The 18208-nt window shown below is 54.5% G+C and carries 16 protein-coding genes; all 16 read left to right on the forward strand.

All coding sequences use genetic code 11. The features are described from left to right. The first annotated feature begins 140 nt into the window (after positions 1-140). The 16 genes from mraZ to lpxC all read left to right on the forward strand — a co-directional run bounded on the left by mraZ (position 141) and on the right by lpxC (position 18108). Positions 141-599 carry a division/cell wall cluster transcriptional repressor MraZ gene (gene mraZ, locus WC7_RS21785; protein ID WP_005124560.1) on the forward strand — a complete coding sequence of 153 codons (459 nt, stop codon included), beginning with the start codon at positions 141-143 and terminating at the stop codon, positions 597-599. Between the two features lies 1 nt (position 600). After that, entirely contained in the window at positions 601-1542 is a 942-nt protein-coding gene (gene rsmH / locus WC7_RS21780) for a 16S rRNA (cytosine(1402)-N(4))-methyltransferase RsmH (RefSeq protein ID WP_016151690.1), read from the forward strand. Next, entirely contained in the window at positions 1539-1904 is a 366-nt protein-coding gene (gene ftsL, locus WC7_RS21775; RefSeq protein WP_006686695.1) for a cell division protein FtsL, read from the forward strand. Before rsmH ends, ftsL begins: the two co-directional genes overlap by 4 nt. Before the next feature lie 15 nt (positions 1905-1919). After that, positions 1920-3686 (forward strand): peptidoglycan glycosyltransferase FtsI, encoded by a 1767-nt coding sequence (gene ftsI / locus WC7_RS21770; RefSeq protein WP_016151691.1) that lies wholly within the window; start codon positions 1920-1922, stop codon positions 3684-3686. Further along, positions 3673-5160 carry a UDP-N-acetylmuramoyl-L-alanyl-D-glutamate--2,6-diaminopimelate ligase gene (gene murE / locus WC7_RS21765; protein ID WP_016151692.1) on the forward strand — a complete coding sequence of 496 codons (1488 nt, stop codon included), beginning with the start codon at positions 3673-3675 and terminating at the stop codon, positions 5158-5160. Before ftsI ends, murE begins: the two co-directional genes overlap by 14 nt. Beyond that, positions 5157-6515, forward strand: coding sequence for a UDP-N-acetylmuramoyl-tripeptide--D-alanyl-D-alanine ligase (murF, locus tag WC7_RS21760; protein ID WP_016151693.1), 1359 nt, complete (start codon positions 5157-5159; stop codon positions 6513-6515). Before murE ends, murF begins: the two co-directional genes overlap by 4 nt. Continuing rightward, positions 6509-7591, forward strand: coding sequence for a phospho-N-acetylmuramoyl-pentapeptide-transferase (mraY, locus tag WC7_RS21755; RefSeq protein WP_016151694.1), 1083 nt, complete (start codon positions 6509-6511; stop codon positions 7589-7591). Before murF ends, mraY begins: the two co-directional genes overlap by 7 nt. 2 nt (positions 7592-7593) lie before the next feature. Next, positions 7594-8910: a UDP-N-acetylmuramoyl-L-alanine--D-glutamate ligase gene (gene murD / locus WC7_RS21750; protein WP_016151695.1), complete on the forward strand. Its 1317-nt coding sequence runs from the start codon at positions 7594-7596 to the stop codon at positions 8908-8910. Then, on the forward strand, positions 8910-10154 hold the full coding sequence (gene ftsW, locus WC7_RS21745; RefSeq protein ID WP_016151696.1) for a cell division protein FtsW: 1245 nt from the start codon (positions 8910-8912) through the stop codon (positions 10152-10154). The genes murD and ftsW overlap by 1 nt, the downstream gene beginning before the upstream one ends. After that, a complete protein-coding gene (murG, locus tag WC7_RS21740; RefSeq protein ID WP_016151697.1) occupies positions 10151-11218 on the forward strand; it encodes an undecaprenyldiphospho-muramoylpentapeptide beta-N-acetylglucosaminyltransferase in 1068 nt (355 codons plus the stop codon). The genes ftsW and murG overlap by 4 nt, the downstream gene beginning before the upstream one ends. Positions 11219-11269: 51 nt before the next feature. After that, the gene (murC, locus tag WC7_RS21735) at positions 11270-12745 is read left to right on the forward strand and encodes a UDP-N-acetylmuramate--L-alanine ligase (protein WP_016151698.1); all 1476 of its coding nucleotides are present in this window, start codon (positions 11270-11272) and stop codon (positions 12743-12745) included. Beyond that, positions 12738-13658: a D-alanine--D-alanine ligase gene (locus WC7_RS21730; protein ID WP_016151699.1), complete on the forward strand. Its 921-nt coding sequence runs from the start codon at positions 12738-12740 to the stop codon at positions 13656-13658. The genes murC and WC7_RS21730 overlap by 8 nt, the downstream gene beginning before the upstream one ends. 1 nt (position 13659) lies before the next feature. Then, the gene (gene ftsQ / locus WC7_RS21725) at positions 13660-14493 is read left to right on the forward strand and encodes a cell division protein FtsQ (RefSeq protein WP_003018758.1); all 834 of its coding nucleotides are present in this window, start codon (positions 13660-13662) and stop codon (positions 14491-14493) included. Then, positions 14490-15752 carry a cell division protein FtsA gene (gene ftsA, locus WC7_RS21720; protein ID WP_003018755.1) on the forward strand — a complete coding sequence of 421 codons (1263 nt, stop codon included), beginning with the start codon at positions 14490-14492 and terminating at the stop codon, positions 15750-15752. The genes ftsQ and ftsA overlap by 4 nt, the downstream gene beginning before the upstream one ends. Positions 15753-15938: 186 nt before the next feature. Then, positions 15939-17090: a cell division protein FtsZ gene (gene ftsZ, locus WC7_RS21715; protein ID WP_003018753.1), complete on the forward strand. Its 1152-nt coding sequence runs from the start codon at positions 15939-15941 to the stop codon at positions 17088-17090. Between the two features lie 100 nt (positions 17091-17190). Beyond that, entirely contained in the window at positions 17191-18108 is a 918-nt protein-coding gene (gene lpxC, locus WC7_RS21710) for a UDP-3-O-acyl-N-acetylglucosamine deacetylase (RefSeq protein ID WP_016151700.1), read from the forward strand. The last annotated feature ends 100 nt before the right edge of the window (positions 18109-18208 follow it).

Consider the following 18208-nt stretch of genomic DNA (forward strand, 5'->3'; position numbering starts at 1 on the left):
CAACGCTGATATTAGCCGTAAACAATGGGTTTTTTGCTCCGCTAAGCGCCGTGACTTGCTTGACAAGGTTTTCCTCCGCTCCGTAAACTCCTTTAAGTGGGAATTTGTGGGATAAAGTGGTAATCGGGGGTGAGGCTGGCATGTTCCGGGGAGCAACGTTAGTTAATCTCGACAGTAAAGGGCGCTTATCTGTGCCTACCCGTTATCGGGATCAACTGCTCGAGAGCGCTACCGGTCAAATGGTTTGCACCATTGACATCCATCACCCGTGCCTGCTGCTGTACCCCCTGCCTGAATGGGAAATTATCGAGCAGAAGTTATCGCGTCTGTCGAGCATGAATCCAGTTGAGCGTCGCGTACAGCGCCTGTTGTTGGGTCATGCTAGCGAATGTCAGATGGATAGCGCTGGTCGATTATTGATAGCGCCCATTCTGCGGCAACACGCAGGGCTAACGAAAGAAGTGATGCTGGTTGGGCAGTTCAATAAGTTTGAGCTGTGGGATGAAACGACCTGGTATCAACAGGTCAAGGAAGATATCGACGCTGAGCAGTCTGTTACCGGCGCGCTGTCGGAACGATTGCAGGATTTGTCTCTATAAAATGATGGAAAATTATAAACATACAACGGTGTTGCTGGATGAAGCCGTAAACGGCCTGAATATTCGTCCAGACGGCATCTACATTGACGGGACATTTGGTCGCGGTGGTCACTCACGTCTGATCCTCTCGCAACTTGGCGAAGAGGGGCGTTTACTGGCCATCGATCGCGATCCGCAGGCAATTGCCGTTGCAAAGACGATTACCGATCCCCGTTTTTCCATCGTCCATGGTCCTTTTTCTGCGCTGGCTGATTATGTCGCCGAGCGCGGACTTACCGGTAAGATCGACGGGATTCTTCTTGATCTTGGGGTGTCTTCTCCACAGCTTGATGATGCTGAACGCGGATTCTCATTTATGCGTGACGGTCCGTTAGATATGCGTATGGACCCAACACGCGGTCAGTCAGCGGCCGAATGGCTGCAAACCGCCGATGAAGCAGACATTGCCTGGGTGATTAAAACCTTTGGCGAAGAGCGCTTCGGCAAACGCATTGCTCGCGCCATCGTAGAGCGCAACCGCATCGAACCGATGACCCGCACTAAAGAGCTGGCGGAAGTGATTGCGGCGGCAATGCCGGTGAAAGACAAATTCAAACATCCCGCGACCCGTACCTTCCAGGCGGTGCGCATTTGGGTGAACAGTGAACTGGAGGAGATAGAGCAGGCGCTAAAAAGCTCGCTCAGCGTGCTGGCACCAGGTGGTCGCCTTTCGGTAATCAGTTTCCATTCGCTTGAAGATCGCATTGTGAAACGCTTTATGCGCGAACAAAGCCGTGGTCCTCAGGTTCCGGCTGGAATACCGATGACCGAAGCGCAGATCAAAAAGCTGGGCGGCCGTGAGTTAAGAGCACTAGGCAAGATGATGCCGGGTGAAGAAGAGGTAGCTGAAAATCCTCGTGCCCGTAGTTCAGTTCTGCGTATTGCAGAGAGGACGAACGCATGATCAGCAGAGTGACAGAAGCCCTCAGCAAAGTTAAAGGATCGATAGGAAGCAACGAGCGCCATGCTTTGCCTGGCGTGATCGGTGACGATCTTTTGCGGTATGGGAAGCTGCCACTCTGCCTGTTCATTTGCATTATTTTGACGGCGGTTACCGTCGTGACAACAGCACACCATACGCGGTTACTGACCGCGCAGCGTGAGCAGTTGGTTCTGGAGCGAGATGCGCTGGATATCGAATGGCGCAACTTGATCCTTGAGGAGAACGCGCTCGGCGACCATAGCCGTGTTGAACGGATCGCAACGGAAAAGCTGCAAATGCAGCATGTTGATCCCTCACAAGAAAATATCGTAGTACAAAAATAAGGATAAACGCGACGCATGAAAGCAGCGGCAAAAACGCACAAGCCAAAACGCCAGGAAGAACAAGCCAACTTTATCAGTTGGCGTTTTGCGTTACTGTGCGGCTGTATTTTGCTGGCACTGGGTTTTCTGCTGGGGCGCGTTGCCTGGCTGCAAATCATCGCGCCGGACATGCTGGTGCGTCAGGGCGACATGCGCTCTCTGCGCGTACAGGAAGTGTCCACATCGCGCGGGATGATTACTGACCGTTCAGGTCGTCCGCTGGCGGTGAGCGTTCCGGTTAAGGCGATTTGGGCCGACCCCAAAGAGGTGCATGACGCAGGCGGCGTAAGCGTTGGTGAACGCTGGAGAGCGCTGTCGACCGCGCTGAATCTCCCGCTCGATCAACTGGCTTCCCGCATTAACGCCAACCCGAAAGGGCGCTTTATCTATCTGGCGCGTCAGGTAAACCCTGACATGGCTGACTACATCAAAAAACTGAAGCTGCCAGGCATTCACCTGCGCGAAGAATCCCGCCGTTACTATCCTTCCGGAGAAGTGACCGCTCACCTTATCGGTTTTACTAACGTCGACAGCCAGGGGATTGAAGGCGTTGAGAAGAGCTTCGACAAATGGCTCACCGGGCAACCGGGCGAACGTATTGTACGTAAAGACCGTTATGGCCGCGTCATTGAGGATATTTCCTCTACCGACAGCCAGGCGGCGCATAATCTTGCGCTAAGTATCGATGAGCGTTTACAGGCGCTGGTCTACCGTGAACTGAATAACGCCGTGGCGTTTAACAAGGCGGAGTCAGGCAGTGCGGTACTGGTGGATGTGAACACCGGTGAAGTGCTGGCGATGGCTAACAGCCCGTCCTACAACCCGAACAATCTCACCGGTACGCCGAAGGATGCGATGCGTAACCGTACGATTACCGACGTGTTTGAACCGGGTTCCACCGTCAAACCGATGGTGGTGATGACGGCGCTGCAGCGTGGCGTGGTTCGCGAAAATACCGTACTTAACACTATCCCTTACCGAATTAATGGCCATGAAATCAAAGACGTGGCGCGTTATAGCGAATTGACCCTCACCGGGGTTTTGCAGAAGTCGAGTAACGTCGGTGTTTCCAAGCTGGCGTTAGCGATGCCGTCCTCAGCGTTAGTAGACACTTACTCACGTTTTGGGCTGGGAAAAGCGACCAATTTGGGGTTGGTCGGAGAACGCAGTGGCTTATATCCTCAAAAACAACGGTGGTCTGACATAGAGAGGGCCACCTTCTCTTTCGGCTACGGGCTAATGGTAACGCCGTTACAGTTAGCGCGAGTCTATGCAACGATCGGCAGCTATGGCGTTTATCGGCCACTGTCGATCACCAAAGTTGACCCTCCTGTTCCGGGCGAGCGTATCTTCCCGGAATCAACCGTGCGTACCGTAGTACACATGATGGAAAGCGTGGCGCTACCCGGCGGCGGCGGCGTGAAGGCGGCGATTAAAGGCTATCGTATCGCCATTAAAACCGGTACGGCGAAGAAAGTAGGGCCGGATGGCCGCTACATCAACAAATACATTGCTTATACCGCAGGCGTTGCGCCTGCGAGTCAGCCGCGCTTCGCGCTGGTTGTTGTTATCAACGATCCGCAGGCGGGTAAATACTACGGTGGCGCCGTTTCCGCGCCGGTCTTTGGTGCCATCATGGGTGGCGTACTGCGCACCATGAACATCGAGCCGGATGCGCTGACAACGGGCGATAAAAATGAATTTGTGAATAATCAAGGCGAGGCAACAGGTGGCAGATCGTAATTTGCGCGACCTTCTTGCTCCATGGGTGCCGGGTGCACCGGAGCGAGCACTGCGGGAGATGACGCTCGACAGCCGTATGGCTGCATCGGGCGATCTCTTTGTCGCAGTATTGGGTCATCAGGCGGACGGGCGTCGGTATATCCCGCAGGCGATAGCGCAAGGTGTGGCTGCCATTATTGCAGAAGCAAAAGATGAAGCTACTGACGGTGAAATCCGTGAAATGCACGGCGTTCCAGTTATCTATCTCAGTCAGCTTAACGAACGTTTATCTGCACTGGCGGGCCGCTTTTACCACGAGCCTTCTGAAAAAATGCGACTGGTCGGCGTGACCGGGACCAACGGTAAAACCACCACCACCCAATTGCTGGCACAGTGGAGCCAACTGCTTGGCGAAACCAGCGCGGTGATGGGAACAGTCGGCAATGGCCTGCTGGGCAAAGTGATCCCGACGGAAAATACCACCGGTTCAGCCGTAGATGTCCAGCATGTGCTGGCAGGGCTGGTTGCACAAGGCGCAACGGTTGGCGCGATGGAAGTGTCTTCACACGGTCTGGTTCAGCATCGCGTGGCGGCGCTGAAGTTTGCCGCATCAGTATTTACTAACTTAAGCCGTGACCATCTTGATTACCACGGCGACATGGAACATTACGAAGCCGCGAAATGGCTGCTGTATTCCACGCACCATTGCGGCCAGGCCATCGTTAATGCGGATGATGAAGTCGGTCGTCGCTGGTTGGCCAAACTTCCGGATGCGGTTGCCGTATCGATGGAAGACCACATCAACCCGAACTGTCACGGTCGTTGGTTAAAGGCGATTGACGTGAATTATCATGACAGCGGGGCAACGATTCGTTTTACCTCCTCATGGGGTGACGGCGAAATTGAAAGTCGCCTGATGGGCGCGTTTAACGTCAGCAATCTGCTGTTGGCGCTGGCAACGCTGCTGGCGTTGGGATATCCGTTAGCTGATTTACTGAAAACGGCGACACAATTACAGCCAGTTTGTGGGCGCATGGAAGTGTTCAGCGCGCCGGGTAAAACCACCGTTGTGGTTGATTATGCCCATACGCCAGATGCGCTGGAAAAAGCGCTGCAGGCGGCACGTCTGCACTGTACTGGCAAACTGTGGTGTGTCTTTGGCTGCGGCGGCGATCGCGACAAAGGCAAACGTCCGTTGATGGGCGCGATTGCCGAGCAGTTTGCTGATGTTGTCGTGGTGACCGATGACAACCCACGTACCGAAGAGCCGCGCGCCATTATTAACGACATTCTGGCGGGTATGCTGGATGCCGGACAGGCGAAAGTGATGGAAGGTCGCGCAGAGGCTGTGACAAACGCCATTATGCAGGCGAAAGAAAACGATGTGGTGCTGGTGGCCGGGAAAGGTCACGAAGACTACCAGATCGTTGGCTCGCAGCGCCTCGACTATTCTGACCGCGTCACGGCAGCGCGTCTGCTGGGAGTAATCGCATGATTAGCGTAACGCTCAGCCAACTGGCGGAGATCCTCCGCGGCGAACTGAAAGGAGCCGATCTGACTCTTGATGCGGTGACAACTGATACGCGTAAAGTTACGCCGGGCTGCCTGTTTGTCGCGCTGAAAGGCGAACGCTTTGATGCCCACGATTTCGCAGACAAGGCGCAAGAGAGCGGGGCGGGTGCGCTACTGGTCAGCCGTCCGCTGGACACCAACCTGCCGCAGCTGATTGTTAAAGATACACGTCTGGCGTTTGGTGAACTGGCGGCATGGGTACGCGCTCAGGTTCCGGCGCGCGTTGTCGCGCTGACTGGCTCTTCCGGTAAAACGTCCGTCAAAGAGATGACCGCATCCATTCTGAGTCAGTGTGGCAACACCTTATATACCGCGGGCAACCTGAATAACGACATCGGCGTACCGATGACGCTGTTGCGCTTAAACAACGATTACGACTATGCCGTGATTGAGCTTGGCGCTAATCATCAGGGCGAAATCGCCTGGACCGTTGGTCTGACGCGTCCGGAAGCGGCGCTGGTGAATAACCTGGCGGCCGCGCATCTGGAAGGCTTTGGTTCACTGGCAGGCGTTGCGAAGGCAAAAGGTGAGATTTTTACCGGCCTGTCAGCGAACGGAATCGCCATTATGAATGCCGACAATAACGACTGGCTGAACTGGCAGAGCATTATCGGCGATCGCAAAGTCTGGCGCTTCTCTCCGAATGCGGCCAACAGCGACTTTTCGGCGGCCAATGTTCATGTGACTTCACACGGCACAGAGTTTTCTCTGCAAACGCCAACCGGAAGTATTGATGTTCTGCTGCCGCTGCCGGGTCGTCACAACATTGCTAACGCCCTGGCGGCGGCTGCGCTCTCTATGGCGGTAGGCGCGACGCACGAAGCGATTAAAGCGGGTCTGAAGGAACTGCAAGCGGTACCGGGGCGTCTGTTCCCGATTCAACTGGCAGAAAATCAGCTACTGCTGGATGACTCCTATAACGCAAATGTCGGGTCAATGACCGCAGCGGTAAACGTGCTGTCCGAAATGCCGGGCTACCGCGTGCTGGTCGTTGGCGATATGGCCGAGCTTGGCGCGGAAAGCGAAGCATGCCACGTACAGGTGGGTGACGCTGCGAAGGCTGCAGGTATCGACCGTGTGCTGAGTACAGGGAAATTGAGTCAGGCAATTAGCCATGCCAGCGGTGTGGGTGAGCATTTTGCGGATAAAACCGCGTTGACCGCGCATCTTAAGGCGCTGATTGCAGAACATCAGATTATGACGATTTTAGTGAAGGGTTCACGTAGTGCCGCCATGGAAGAGGTAGTACGCGCATTACAGGAGAATGGGACATGTTAGTTTGGCTGGCCGAACATTTGGTCAAATATTATTCCGGCTTTAACGTCTTTTCCTATCTGACGTTTCGCGCCATCGTCAGCCTGCTGACCGCGCTGTTCATCTCTTTGTGGATGGGCCCGCGCATGATCGCCCGCTTGCAAAAAATGTCCTTTGGACAGGTCGTGCGTAACGACGGTCCGGAATCACACTTCAGTAAACGCGGTACGCCGACCATGGGCGGGATTATGATCCTCACCGCGATTGTTATCTCCGTACTGCTGTGGGCATACCCGTCGAACCCGTACGTATGGTGCGTGCTGGTGGTATTGGTCGGTTACGGCATTATCGGTTTTGTCGATGACTACCGCAAAGTAGTACGCAAAGACACCAAGGGCCTGATCGCGCGCTGGAAATACTTCTGGATGTCGGTGATTGCGCTGGGCGTGGCCTTTGCCCTGTATCTGGCTGGTAAAGATACCCCGGCTACTGAGCTGGTGGTGCCGTTCTTTAAAGACGTGATGCCGCAGTTGGGGCTGTTCTACGTGCTGCTGGCGTACTTCGTGATTGTGGGGACTGGCAACGCGGTCAACCTCACCGATGGTCTGGATGGTCTGGCGATTATGCCGACCGTGTTTGTGGCCGCAGGTTTTGCGTTGGTAGCGTGGGCGACCGGTAACATGAACTTCGCCAACTATCTGCATATTCCCTATTTACGTCATGCCGGTGAATTGGTGATCGTCTGTACGGCAATTGTCGGTGCGGGGTTAGGCTTCTTGTGGTTTAACACCTATCCGGCGCAGGTCTTTATGGGCGACGTCGGATCGCTGGCGCTGGGCGGCGCGCTGGGCATTATTGCCGTGCTCCTGCGTCAGGAGTTCCTGCTGGTGATCATGGGCGGTGTATTCGTCGTAGAAACACTGTCGGTCATTTTGCAGGTTGGCTCCTTTAAGCTGCGCGGACAGCGCATATTCCGTATGGCGCCGATCCACCATCACTATGAACTGAAAGGCTGGCCGGAACCGCGCGTAATTGTACGCTTCTGGATTATTTCGCTGATGCTGGTGCTGATTGGCCTGGCAACGCTGAAGGTACGTTAATCATGGCTGATTACCAGGGTAAAAAAGTCGTCATTATCGGTCTGGGTTTGACCGGGCTGTCCTGCGTGGATTTCTTCCTGGCGCGTGGCGTGACGCCGCGCGTAATGGATACCCGCGCGACGCCGCCGGGCCTGGACAAATTACCGGAAGCGGTTGAGCGTCATGTTGGCAGTCTGAATGATGACTGGCTGCTGGCCGCTGATCTTATTGTCGCCAGCCCTGGTATTGCCCTGGCGCATCCTTCGTTGAGCGCCGCCGCCGATGCGGGAATTGAAATTGTCGGCGACATTGAGCTGTTCTGTCGTGAAGCACAGGCACCGATCGTCGCGATCACCGGTTCCAACGGGAAAAGCACAGTCACTACGCTGGTAGGTGAGATGGCGAAAGCGGCCGGTGTGAACGTGGGGGTTGGCGGTAATATTGGCCTGCCCGCGCTGATGCTGCTGGATGACGAACGTGAGCTGTATGTTCTGGAACTGTCGAGCTTCCAACTGGAAACGACCTCCAGCTTACAAGCCGTAGCCGCTACCATTTTGAACGTCACCGAAGACCATATGGACAGATATCCGTTTGGCTTGCAGCAGTACCGTGCGGCCAAACTGCGCGTCTATGAAAACGCGAAAGTGTGTGTGGTCAACGCTGATGATGCGCTGACCATGCCGGTTCGCGGAGCGGATGAGCGTTGCGTGAGCTTTGGCATCAACATGGGTGACTATCACCTGAACCGTCAGCAGGGCGAAACCTGGCTGCGAGTGAAGGGTGAAAAAGTCCTTAACGTGAAAGAGATGACGCTTTCCGGTCAGCATAACTATACCAACGCCCTGGCTGCGCTGGCGCTGGCGGATGCTGCGGGTCTGCCGCGGGCGTCGAGCCTGAAAGCGCTCACCACGTTTACCGGTCTGGCGCACCGTTTTCAGACTGTGCTTGAGCACAACGGCGTGCGCTGGATTAACGATTCTAAAGCCACCAACGTCGGCAGCACTGAAGCCGCGCTGAATGGCCTGCATGTTGACGGTACGTTGCACCTGCTGCTGGGTGGCGACGGGAAATCCGCTGACTTTACGCCGCTGCAACGATACCTGACCGGCGACAACATTCGTCTGTATTGCTTTGGTCGCGATGGCGCGCAGCTTGCCGCTCTGCGACCTGACGTTACGGAACAAACTGAAACCATGGAGCAGGCAATGCGTCTGCTCGCACCGCGCGTGAAGTCGGGCGATATGGTGCTGCTGTCGCCCGCCTGCGCCAGCCTCGACCAGTTCAAGAACTTTGAGCAACGCGGTGACGTCTTTACCCGCCTGGCGAAGGAGTTGGGTTGATGCGCTTATCTCTCCCTCGTCTGAGAATGCCGCGCTTACCGGGACTGGGTATCCTGGCGTGGGTCTTCGCGGCACTTAAAGGCTGGGTGATGGCTTCGCGTGATAAAGACGCGGACAGCCTGATCATGTATGACCGCATGCTGCTGTGGTTGACCTTTGGTCTGGCAGCGATCGGTTTTGTGATGGTGACATCGGCATCGATGCCCGTTGGACAACGTCTGGCGGGCGATCCTTTCCTGTTTGCTAAGCGTGATGCACTGTACATCTTCCTCGCCTTCTGCCTGGCGATGGTGACGCTGCGTCTGCCGATGGAGTTCTGGCAAAAGTACAGTACGACGATGCTGATAGCCTCGATCATCATGCTGCTGATTGTGCTGGTGGTGGGTAGCTCCGTTAACGGGGCGTCGCGCTGGATTGCGCTGGGGCCGCTGCGTATTCAGCCTGCGGAATTTACTAAGCTGTCGCTGTTCTGTTACCTCGCCAACTACCTGGTGCGTAAAGTTGATGAAGTGCGTAACAACTTGCGCGGTTTCTTAAAACCGATGGGCGTGATCCTGGTGCTGGCTATTTTACTGCTGGCACAGCCTGACCTTGGTACGGTGGTGGTGCTGTTTGTCACTACCCTGGCGATGCTGTTTCTCGCCGGAGCGAAACTGTGGCAGTTCATTGCCATCATCGGCATGGGTATTTCGGCAGTTGTGCTGCTGATCCTTGCCGAACCGTATCGTATTCGCCGCGTAACCTCCTTCTGGAACCCATGGGAAGATCCGTTCGGCAGTGGCTACCAGCTGACGCAATCCCTGATGGCCTTTGGTCGCGGTGAGGTTTGGGGGCAGGGCTTAGGTAATTCAGTCCAAAAACTGGAGTATTTACCAGAAGCGCACACCGACTTCATCTTCGCCATCATTGGGGAAGAGCTGGGTTATATCGGTGTGGTATTGGCACTTTTAATGGTATTCTTCGTCGCTTTTCGCGCGATGTCGATTGGCCGTAAGGCGTTGGAAATTGACCACCGTTTTTCAGGCTTTTTAGCCTGCTCAATCGGGATCTGGTTTAGCTTCCAGGCACTGGTAAACGTCGGTGCGGCGGCGGGTATGCTGCCAACCAAAGGTCTGACGCTGCCGCTGATCAGTTATGGTGGTTCAAGTTTGTTGATTATGTCGACGGCCATCATGTTTTTGTTACGTATTGATTATGAAACGCGTCTGGAAAAAGCCCAGGCGTTTACACGAGGTGCACGATGAGTGGTCAACCGAAGCGGTTAATGGTGATGGCGGGCGGTACCGGCGGGCATGTGTTCCCGGGGCTGGCGGTCGCGCACCATTTAATGGCCCAGGGCTGGCAGGTTCGTTGGCTGGGCACCGCCGATCGTATGGAAGCGGACTTAGTGCCGAAACACGGCATTGAAATTGACTTTATTCGTATCTCCGGTTTGCGTGGAAAAGGCGTCAATGCGCTGCTGGCTGCACCTGTGCGTATTTTTAATGCCTGGCGTCAGGCGCGCGCCATCATGAAGCAGTTTAAACCCGATGTGGTGCTGGGTATGGGCGGCTACGTGTCTGGCCCTGGCGGTCTGGCGGCCTGGTCATTAGGTATTCCGGTTGTACTGCATGAGCAGAATGGCATTGCGGGATTAACTAACAAATGGCTGGCGAAGATTGCCACTACGGTGATGCAGGCTTTTCCAGGCGCTTTCCCGAATGCGGAAGTGGTGGGCAATCCGGTGCGCACTGACGTGCTGGCGCTGCCGTTGCCCAAAGCGCGTCTGGCCGGGCGTGAAGGTCCGGTTCGTGTGTTGGTTGTCGGGGGATCTCAGGGCGCACGCGTACTGAACCAGACGATGCCGCAGGTTGCCGCAAAGCTTGGCGACGCGGTGACTATCTGGCATCAGAGCGGCAAAGGCGCGCAGCAGACCGTTGAACAGGCGTATGCCGACGCGGGACAACCGCAGCACAAGGTCACTGAGTTTATTGATGATATGGCAGCGGCTTACGCGTGGGCTGATGTCGTGGTTTGTCGCTCAGGCGCGCTGACGGTGAGCGAAATTGCCGCCGCAGGTTTGCCTGCGCTGTTTGTGCCATTCCAGCACAAAGACAGACAGCAGTATTGGAATGCGCTGCCGCTGGAGAAAGCGGGCGCCGCCAAAATTCTGGAGCAGCCGCAGTTTACTGTGGAGGCCGTCGCCAGCACCCTTGCCGGGTGGTCGCGAGAAACGTTATTAACCATGGCAGAACGTGCGCGCGCCGCATCCATACCGGATGCCACAGAGCGCGTTGCAAATGAAGTGAGCCGGGCTGCCCGGGCGTAATTGTGGTGATGCCTTTTGCATCGCATGAACTAAGAAGTTAATGGCTAAAGAATGAATACACAACAACTGGCAAAACTGCGTTCCATCGTGCCCGAAATGCGTCGCGTTCGGCACATTCACTTTGTTGGCATCGGTGGTGCTGGTATGGGCGGTATTGCCGAAGTTTTGGCCAATGAAGGTTATCAGATCAGCGGTTCTGACTTAGCGCCGAATCCTGTGACGCAGCAGTTGACGAATCTGGGGGCCACGATTTTCTTCAACCATCGCCCGGAAAACGTGCGCGATGCGAGCGTGGTGGTGGTATCCAGCGCTATTTCTGCGGATAACCCGGAAATTGTTGCAGCGCATGAAGCACGTATTCCGGTGATTCGTCGTGCTGAAATGCTGGCGGAGTTAATGCGTTTTCGTCACGGTATTGCTATTGCCGGGACGCACGGTAAAACCACGACCACGGCAATGGTCTCCAGCATCTACGCGGAAGCGGGTCTGGATCCCACTTTTGTCAACGGCGGTCTGGTGAAGGCTGCAGGCGTGCATGCGCGCCTGGGTCATAGCCGTTATTTGATTGCCGAAGCGGACGAGAGCGACGCGTCGTTCCTGCATTTGCAGCCGATGGTGGCGATTGTCACCAATATTGAAGCCGATCATATGGATACCTACCATGGCGACTTCGAAAATTTAAAGCAGACGTTTATTAATTTCCTGCATAACTTGCCGTTTTATGGCCGTGCGGTGATGTGCGTTGACGATCCGGTGATCCGCGAACTGTTACCGCGAGTTGGCCGTCAAACCACAACCTATGGTTTCAGTGATGATGCCGATGTGCGCGTTGAAGATTACCAGCAGATTGGTCCACAAGGGCATTTCACGCTGGTGCGTCAGGGGATGGCCGATTTACGTGTTACGTTAAACGCGCCGGGTCGCCACAATGCACTGAACGCGGCGGCGGCAGTGGCGGTCGCGACGGAAGAAGGTATTGAAGACGACGCTATTCTGCGCGCGCTGGAAAGTTTCCAGGGTACCGGACGTCGTTTTGACTTCCTCGGCGAATTCCCGCTTGAGCCGGTGAACGGTAAAGCCGGGACCGCGATGCTGGTTGATGATTATGGCCACCACCCAACGGAAGTGGACGCCACGATTAAAGCCGCGCGCGCGGGCTGGCCGGACAAAAACCTGGTGATGCTGTTCCAGCCGCACCGGTTTACGCGTACACGCGATCTGTACGACGACTTTGCTAACGTGCTGACCCAGGTCGATGCGCTGTTGATGCTGGATGTGTATGCCGCGGGCGAAGCCGCGATTCCGGGTGCCGATAGCCGTTCGTTGTGCCGTACGATTCGTGGCCGCGGTAAGATCGATCCGATTCTGGTATCCGACCCGGCCCAGGTGGCAGAAATGCTGGCACCCGTATTAACCGGCAACGATCTGATTTTGGTGCAGGGCGCTGGAAATATCGGCAAAATCGCGCGTTCCTTAGCTGAAATCAAACTGAAGCCGCAAAACCCGGAGGAAGAACAACATGGCTGATAAAATCGCGGTCCTGTTAGGGGGAACCTCCGCTGAACGTGAAGTATCGCTGAATTCAGGCGCGGCCGTATTGGCAGGGTTACGCGAAGGTGGTGTAGATGCCCATCCGGTTGACCCTAAAGAGGTCGATGTCACTCTTTTGAAATCTATGGGGTTTCAGAAGGTGTTTATTGCGCTGCACGGTCGTGGCGGTGAAGATGGCACATTGCAGGGCATGCTGGAGCTGATTGGCCTGCCGTATACCGGCAGCGGCGTCATGGCTTCCGCGATTTCAATGGACAAACTGCGCAGCAAGCTGCTGTGGCAGGGCGCAGGTTTACCCGTCGCCCCATGGGTTGCGCTGACCCGCGCTGAATTCGAAAAAGGTCTTAGCGATGAAGCAGTTACAAAAATTTCTGCGTTAGGCTTGCCGCTGATTGTAAAGCCAAGCCGTGAAGGTTCCAGCGTAGGGATGTCAAAAGTTGAAGAAGAAAATGCTTTGCAGGGTGCATTAGCATTGGCTTTTCAGCATGATGAAGAAGTACTGATTGAAAAATGGCTCAGTGGCCCGGAATTTACAGTTGCGATACTTGGCGAAGAAATTTTACCGTCAATACGTATCCAACCCGCGGGAACCTTCTATGATTATGAGGCGAAGTATCTCTCTGATGAGACACAATATTTCTGCCCTGCTGGTCTGGAAGTCGAACAAGAAGCCTTTTTACAGGAATTAGTCCTGAAAGCGTGGACTGCATTGGGCTGTAAAGGTTGGGGTCGCATTGACGTCATGCTGGACAGCGATGGCCAGTTTTATCTGCTGGAAGCGAATACCTCTCCGGGTATGACCAGCCACAGTCTGGTGCCGATGGCGGCGCGTCAGGCGGGCCTGAGCTTCTCGCAGTTGGTGGTAAGAATTCTGGAGTTGGCGGACTGATATGTCGCAGGCTGCGCTGAACACGCGAAACGGTGATGAAGAAGAAGTAAACTCCTCACGCCGCAATAATGGAACGCGTCTTGCAGGAATACTGTTCCTGCTGACAGTGCTGTGCACCGTGTTTGTCAGCGGCTGGGTAGTGTTGGGATGGATGGAAGATGCGCAGCGCCTGCCATTGTCAAAACTGGTGTTAACCGGTGAACGGCATTACACGCGCAATGATGATATCCGTCAGTCCATCCTGGCGCTGGGCGCTCCGGGAACATTTATGACTCAGGATGTGAACATCATCCAGAGTCAGATTGAACGCCTCCCCTGGATCAAACAGGCGAGCGTCAGAAAGCAATGGCCTGATGAATTGAAGATTCATCTGGTTGAATATGTGCCAATAGCGCGTTGGAATGACCAACATATGGTGGATGCCGAAGGAAATACCTTCAGTGTCCCAACCGGTCGGGCCAATAAGCAGGTATTACCTATGTTGTACGGACCGGAAGGCAGCGCAAGTGAAGTGCTGCAAGGGTTCCGCGATATGGGGCAGGTGCTGGCTAAGGACAGATTCACCCTGAAGGAAGCGGCAATGACCGCTCGTCGTTCCTGGCAGTTGACGCTGAATAACGATATTAAGCTGAATTTGGGCAGGGGCGATACGATAAAACGTTTGGCTCGCTTTGTGGAACTCTACCCGGTTTTACAGCAGCAGGCGCAAACCGATGGCAAACGGATTAGCTACGTTGATTTGCGTTATGACTCAGGAGCGGCAGTAGGCTGGGTTCCCTTGCCTCCTGAGGAATCTAATCAGCAACAGAATCAGGCACAGGCAGAACAACAATGATCAAGGCGACGGACAGAAAACTGGTAGTTGGACTGGAGATTGGCACCGCGAAGGTAGCCGCTTTAGTAGGGGAAGTTCTGCCCGACGGTATGGTCAATATCATTGGCGTGGGCAGTTGCCCATCGCGAGGTATGGATAAAGGCGGGGTGAATGACCTTGAGTCAGTGGTGAAGTGCGTACAGCGCGCCATTGACCAGGCTGAACTGATGGCAGATTGCCAGATCTCCTCTGTATATCTGGCGCTTTCCGGCAAACATATTAGCTGTCAGAATGAAATTGGTATGGTGCCCATTTCCGAAGAGGAAGTGACGCAGGAAGATGTGGAAAACGTGGTACATACGGCAAAATCCGTACGCGTTCGCGATGAACATCGTGTTCTGCACGTCATTCCGCAGGAATACGCCATCGACTACCAGGAAGGTATCAAAAATCCGGTCGGTCTTTCCGGTGTGCGTATGCAGGCGAAAGTCCATCTTATTACCTGCCACAACGACATGGCGAAGAATATTGTCAAAGCCGTCGAACGTTGTGGTCTGAAAGTTGACCAACTGATTTTTGCCGGGTTGGCAGCCAGTTATTCCGTATTGACGGAAGATGAACGTGAACTGGGTGTCTGCGTGGTGGATATTGGTGGTGGTACAATGGATATCGCCGTTTATACTGGCGGGGCGTTGCGCCACACTAAAGTTATCCCTTATGCAGGGAATGTCGTGACCAGCGATATCGCGTATGCCTTTGGTACGCCGCCGAGCGATGCTGAAGCCATCAAAGTGCGTCATGGCTGCGCACTGGGTTCCATCGTGGGTAAGGACGAGAGCGTTGAAGTGCCAAGCGTTGGTGGTCGTCCGCCGCGTAGCCTGCAACGTCAGACTCTGGCAGAGGTCATTGAGCCGCGTTATACCGAGCTGCTCAACCTGGTCAACGAAGAAATTTTGCAATTACAAGAACAGCTTCGCCAGCAGGGTGTGAAACATCATCTGGCGGCGGGGATTGTGTTAACCGGCGGTGCTGCGCAAATTGAAGGTCTTGCGGCCTGCGCACAGCGCGTGTTCCATACACAAGTACGTATTGGCGCACCGCTGAATATTACCGGTCTGACGGATTATGCCCAGGAGCCGTATTATTCAACGGCGGTGGGGCTGCTGCACTACGGGAAAGAATCCCATTTAAGTGGTGAGGCTGAAGTAGAAAAGCGCGTAACTGCCTCGGTCGGATCGTGGATCAAGCGACTGAATAGCTGGTTACGTAAAGAGTTTTAATTTTTAAAGAGACCGACGCAAATTAACGGTCTCAGGCGACAGGCACTACACAAAGTCATTCAAGTTGCATCGCGGCGGCAACTGAGCGAATCTCCTGGAGCATAGTTTACTATGTCACGGGAGTGAGTGAAGGCAGCCAACAAAGAGGCGGCTTGAAGGATGAAGTGTAAAACGGAGAGAGAAACTATGTTTGAACCTATGGAACTAACCAACGACGCGGTGATTAAAGTCATCGGCGTCGGTGGCGGCGGCGGTAATGCCGTTGAACACATGGTGCGTGAGCGCATCGAAGGTGTTGAATTCTTCGCGGTGAATACCGACGCTCAGGCGTTGCGTAAAACGGCGGTTGGACAGACCATTCAGATTGGTAGCGGCATCACCAAAGGTCTGGGCGCGGGTGCAAACCCGGAAGTCGGTCGTAATGCGGCAGACGAAGATCGCGAAGCTCTGCGCGCAGCGCTTGACGGTGCAGACATGGTGTTTATCGCAGCTGGCATGGGCGGCGGTACCGGTACCGGTGCAGCGCCAGTGGTAGCTGAAGTCGCAAAAGATTTAGGTATCCTGACCGTTGCTGTCGTGACTAAGCCTTTCAACTTTGAAGGCAAGAAGCGTATGGCATTCGCGGAGCAGGGTATCACCGAGCTGTCCAAACACGTGGACTCTCTGATCACTATCCCGAACGACAAGCTGCTGAAAGTACTGGGCCGTGGTATCTCCCTGCTGGATGCATTTGGCGCAGCGAACGACGTGCTGAAAGGCGCAGTCCAGGGTATCGCTGAACTGATTACTCGTCCAGGCCTGATGAACGTCGACTTTGCAGACGTGCGCACCGTGATGTCCGAAATGGGCTACGCGATGATGGGTTCTGGCGTGGCGAGCGGTGAAGACCGTGCAGAAGAAGCGGCTGAAATGGCTATCTCTTCTCCGCTGCTGGAAGATATCGATCTGTCCGGCGCACGCGGCGTGCTGGTTAACATTACTGCGGGCTTCGACCTGCGTCTGGATGAGTTCGAAACCGTGGGTAACACTATTCGTGCCTTTGCATCGGATAACGCGACCGTGGTTATCGGTACCTCTCTGGACCCGGATATGAACGACGAACTGCGCGTGACCGTTGTTGCGACTGGAATTGGTATGGACAAGCGTCCTGAAATCACTCTGGTGACCAATAAACAGGTACAGCAGCCGGTAATGGATCGTTACCAGCAGCACGGTATGGCGCCGTTGACGCAAGAGCAGAAACCGGTAGCGAAAGTGGTTAACGACAATACGCCGCAAACCACGAAAGAGCCGGATTATCTGGATATCCCTGCATTCCTGCGTAAGCAAGCTGATTAAGAATTAGCTGGAATTTGGGAATTGTGGCTCTTTGTGCTAAACTGGCCCACCGAATGTATAGTACACTTCGGTTGGATAGGTAATTTGGCGAGATTATACGATGATCAAACAAAGGACTCTTAAACGTATCGTTCAGGCGACTGGCGTCGGTTTGCATACCGGCAAAAAAGTCACCCTGACATTACGCCCTGCGCCGGCCAACACCGGGGTCATCTATCGTCGCACCGACTTGAATCCTCCGGTAGATTTCCCGGCCGATGCCAAATCTGTGCGTGATACCATGCTCTGTACGTGTCTGGTCAATGAGCATGATGTGCGGATTTCAACCGTAGAGCACCTTAATGCTGCTCTGGCGGGCTTAGGTATCGATAACATCGTTATTGAAGTTAACGCCCCGGAAATCCCGATTATGGATGGCAGTGCCGCTCCGTTCGTTTACCTGCTGCTTGATGCAGGTATTGAAGAACTGAGCAGCGCCAAAAAATTTGTTCGCATCAAAGAGACCGTTCGTGTCGAAGATGGCGATAAGTGGGCTGAGTTTAAGCCGTATAATGGTTTTACGTTGGATTTCACCATCGACTTTAACCATCCGGCGATCGACTCCAGCACGCAGCGCTACGCGATGAACTTCTCTGCGGATGCGTTCATGCGCCAGATCAGCCGCGCGCGTACTTTCGGTTTCATGCGTGATATCGAATATCTGCAGTCCCGCGGCCTGTGCCTGGGCGGCAGCTTCGATTGTGCCATCGTTGTTGACGATTATCGCGTATTGAACGAAGACGGCCTGCGTTTTGAAGACGAATTCGTTCGTCACAAAATGCTCGACGCGATTGGTGACTTGTTCATGTGTGGTCACAACATTATTGGTGCATTCACCGCGTTTAAATCCGGTCATGCACTGAATAACAAACTATTGCAGGCAGTCCTGGCAAAACAGGAAGCCTGGGAATATGTGACCTTCCAGGACGATGCAGAACTGCCGTTGGCGTTCAAAGCACCTTCGACTGTACTGGCATAACGACATACGCTGTCGCATAAATTCGACTGGTAAATCTGGCACTCTCTCCGGCCAGGTGAGCCAGTCGTTTTTTTATCTTCCGATTGCAAAACCACCTTAT

Origin of the sequence: Citrobacter sp. KTE151, assembly GCF_000398845.1 — a bacterium.
Taxonomy (GTDB): domain Bacteria; phylum Pseudomonadota; class Gammaproteobacteria; order Enterobacterales; family Enterobacteriaceae; genus Citrobacter; species Citrobacter braakii.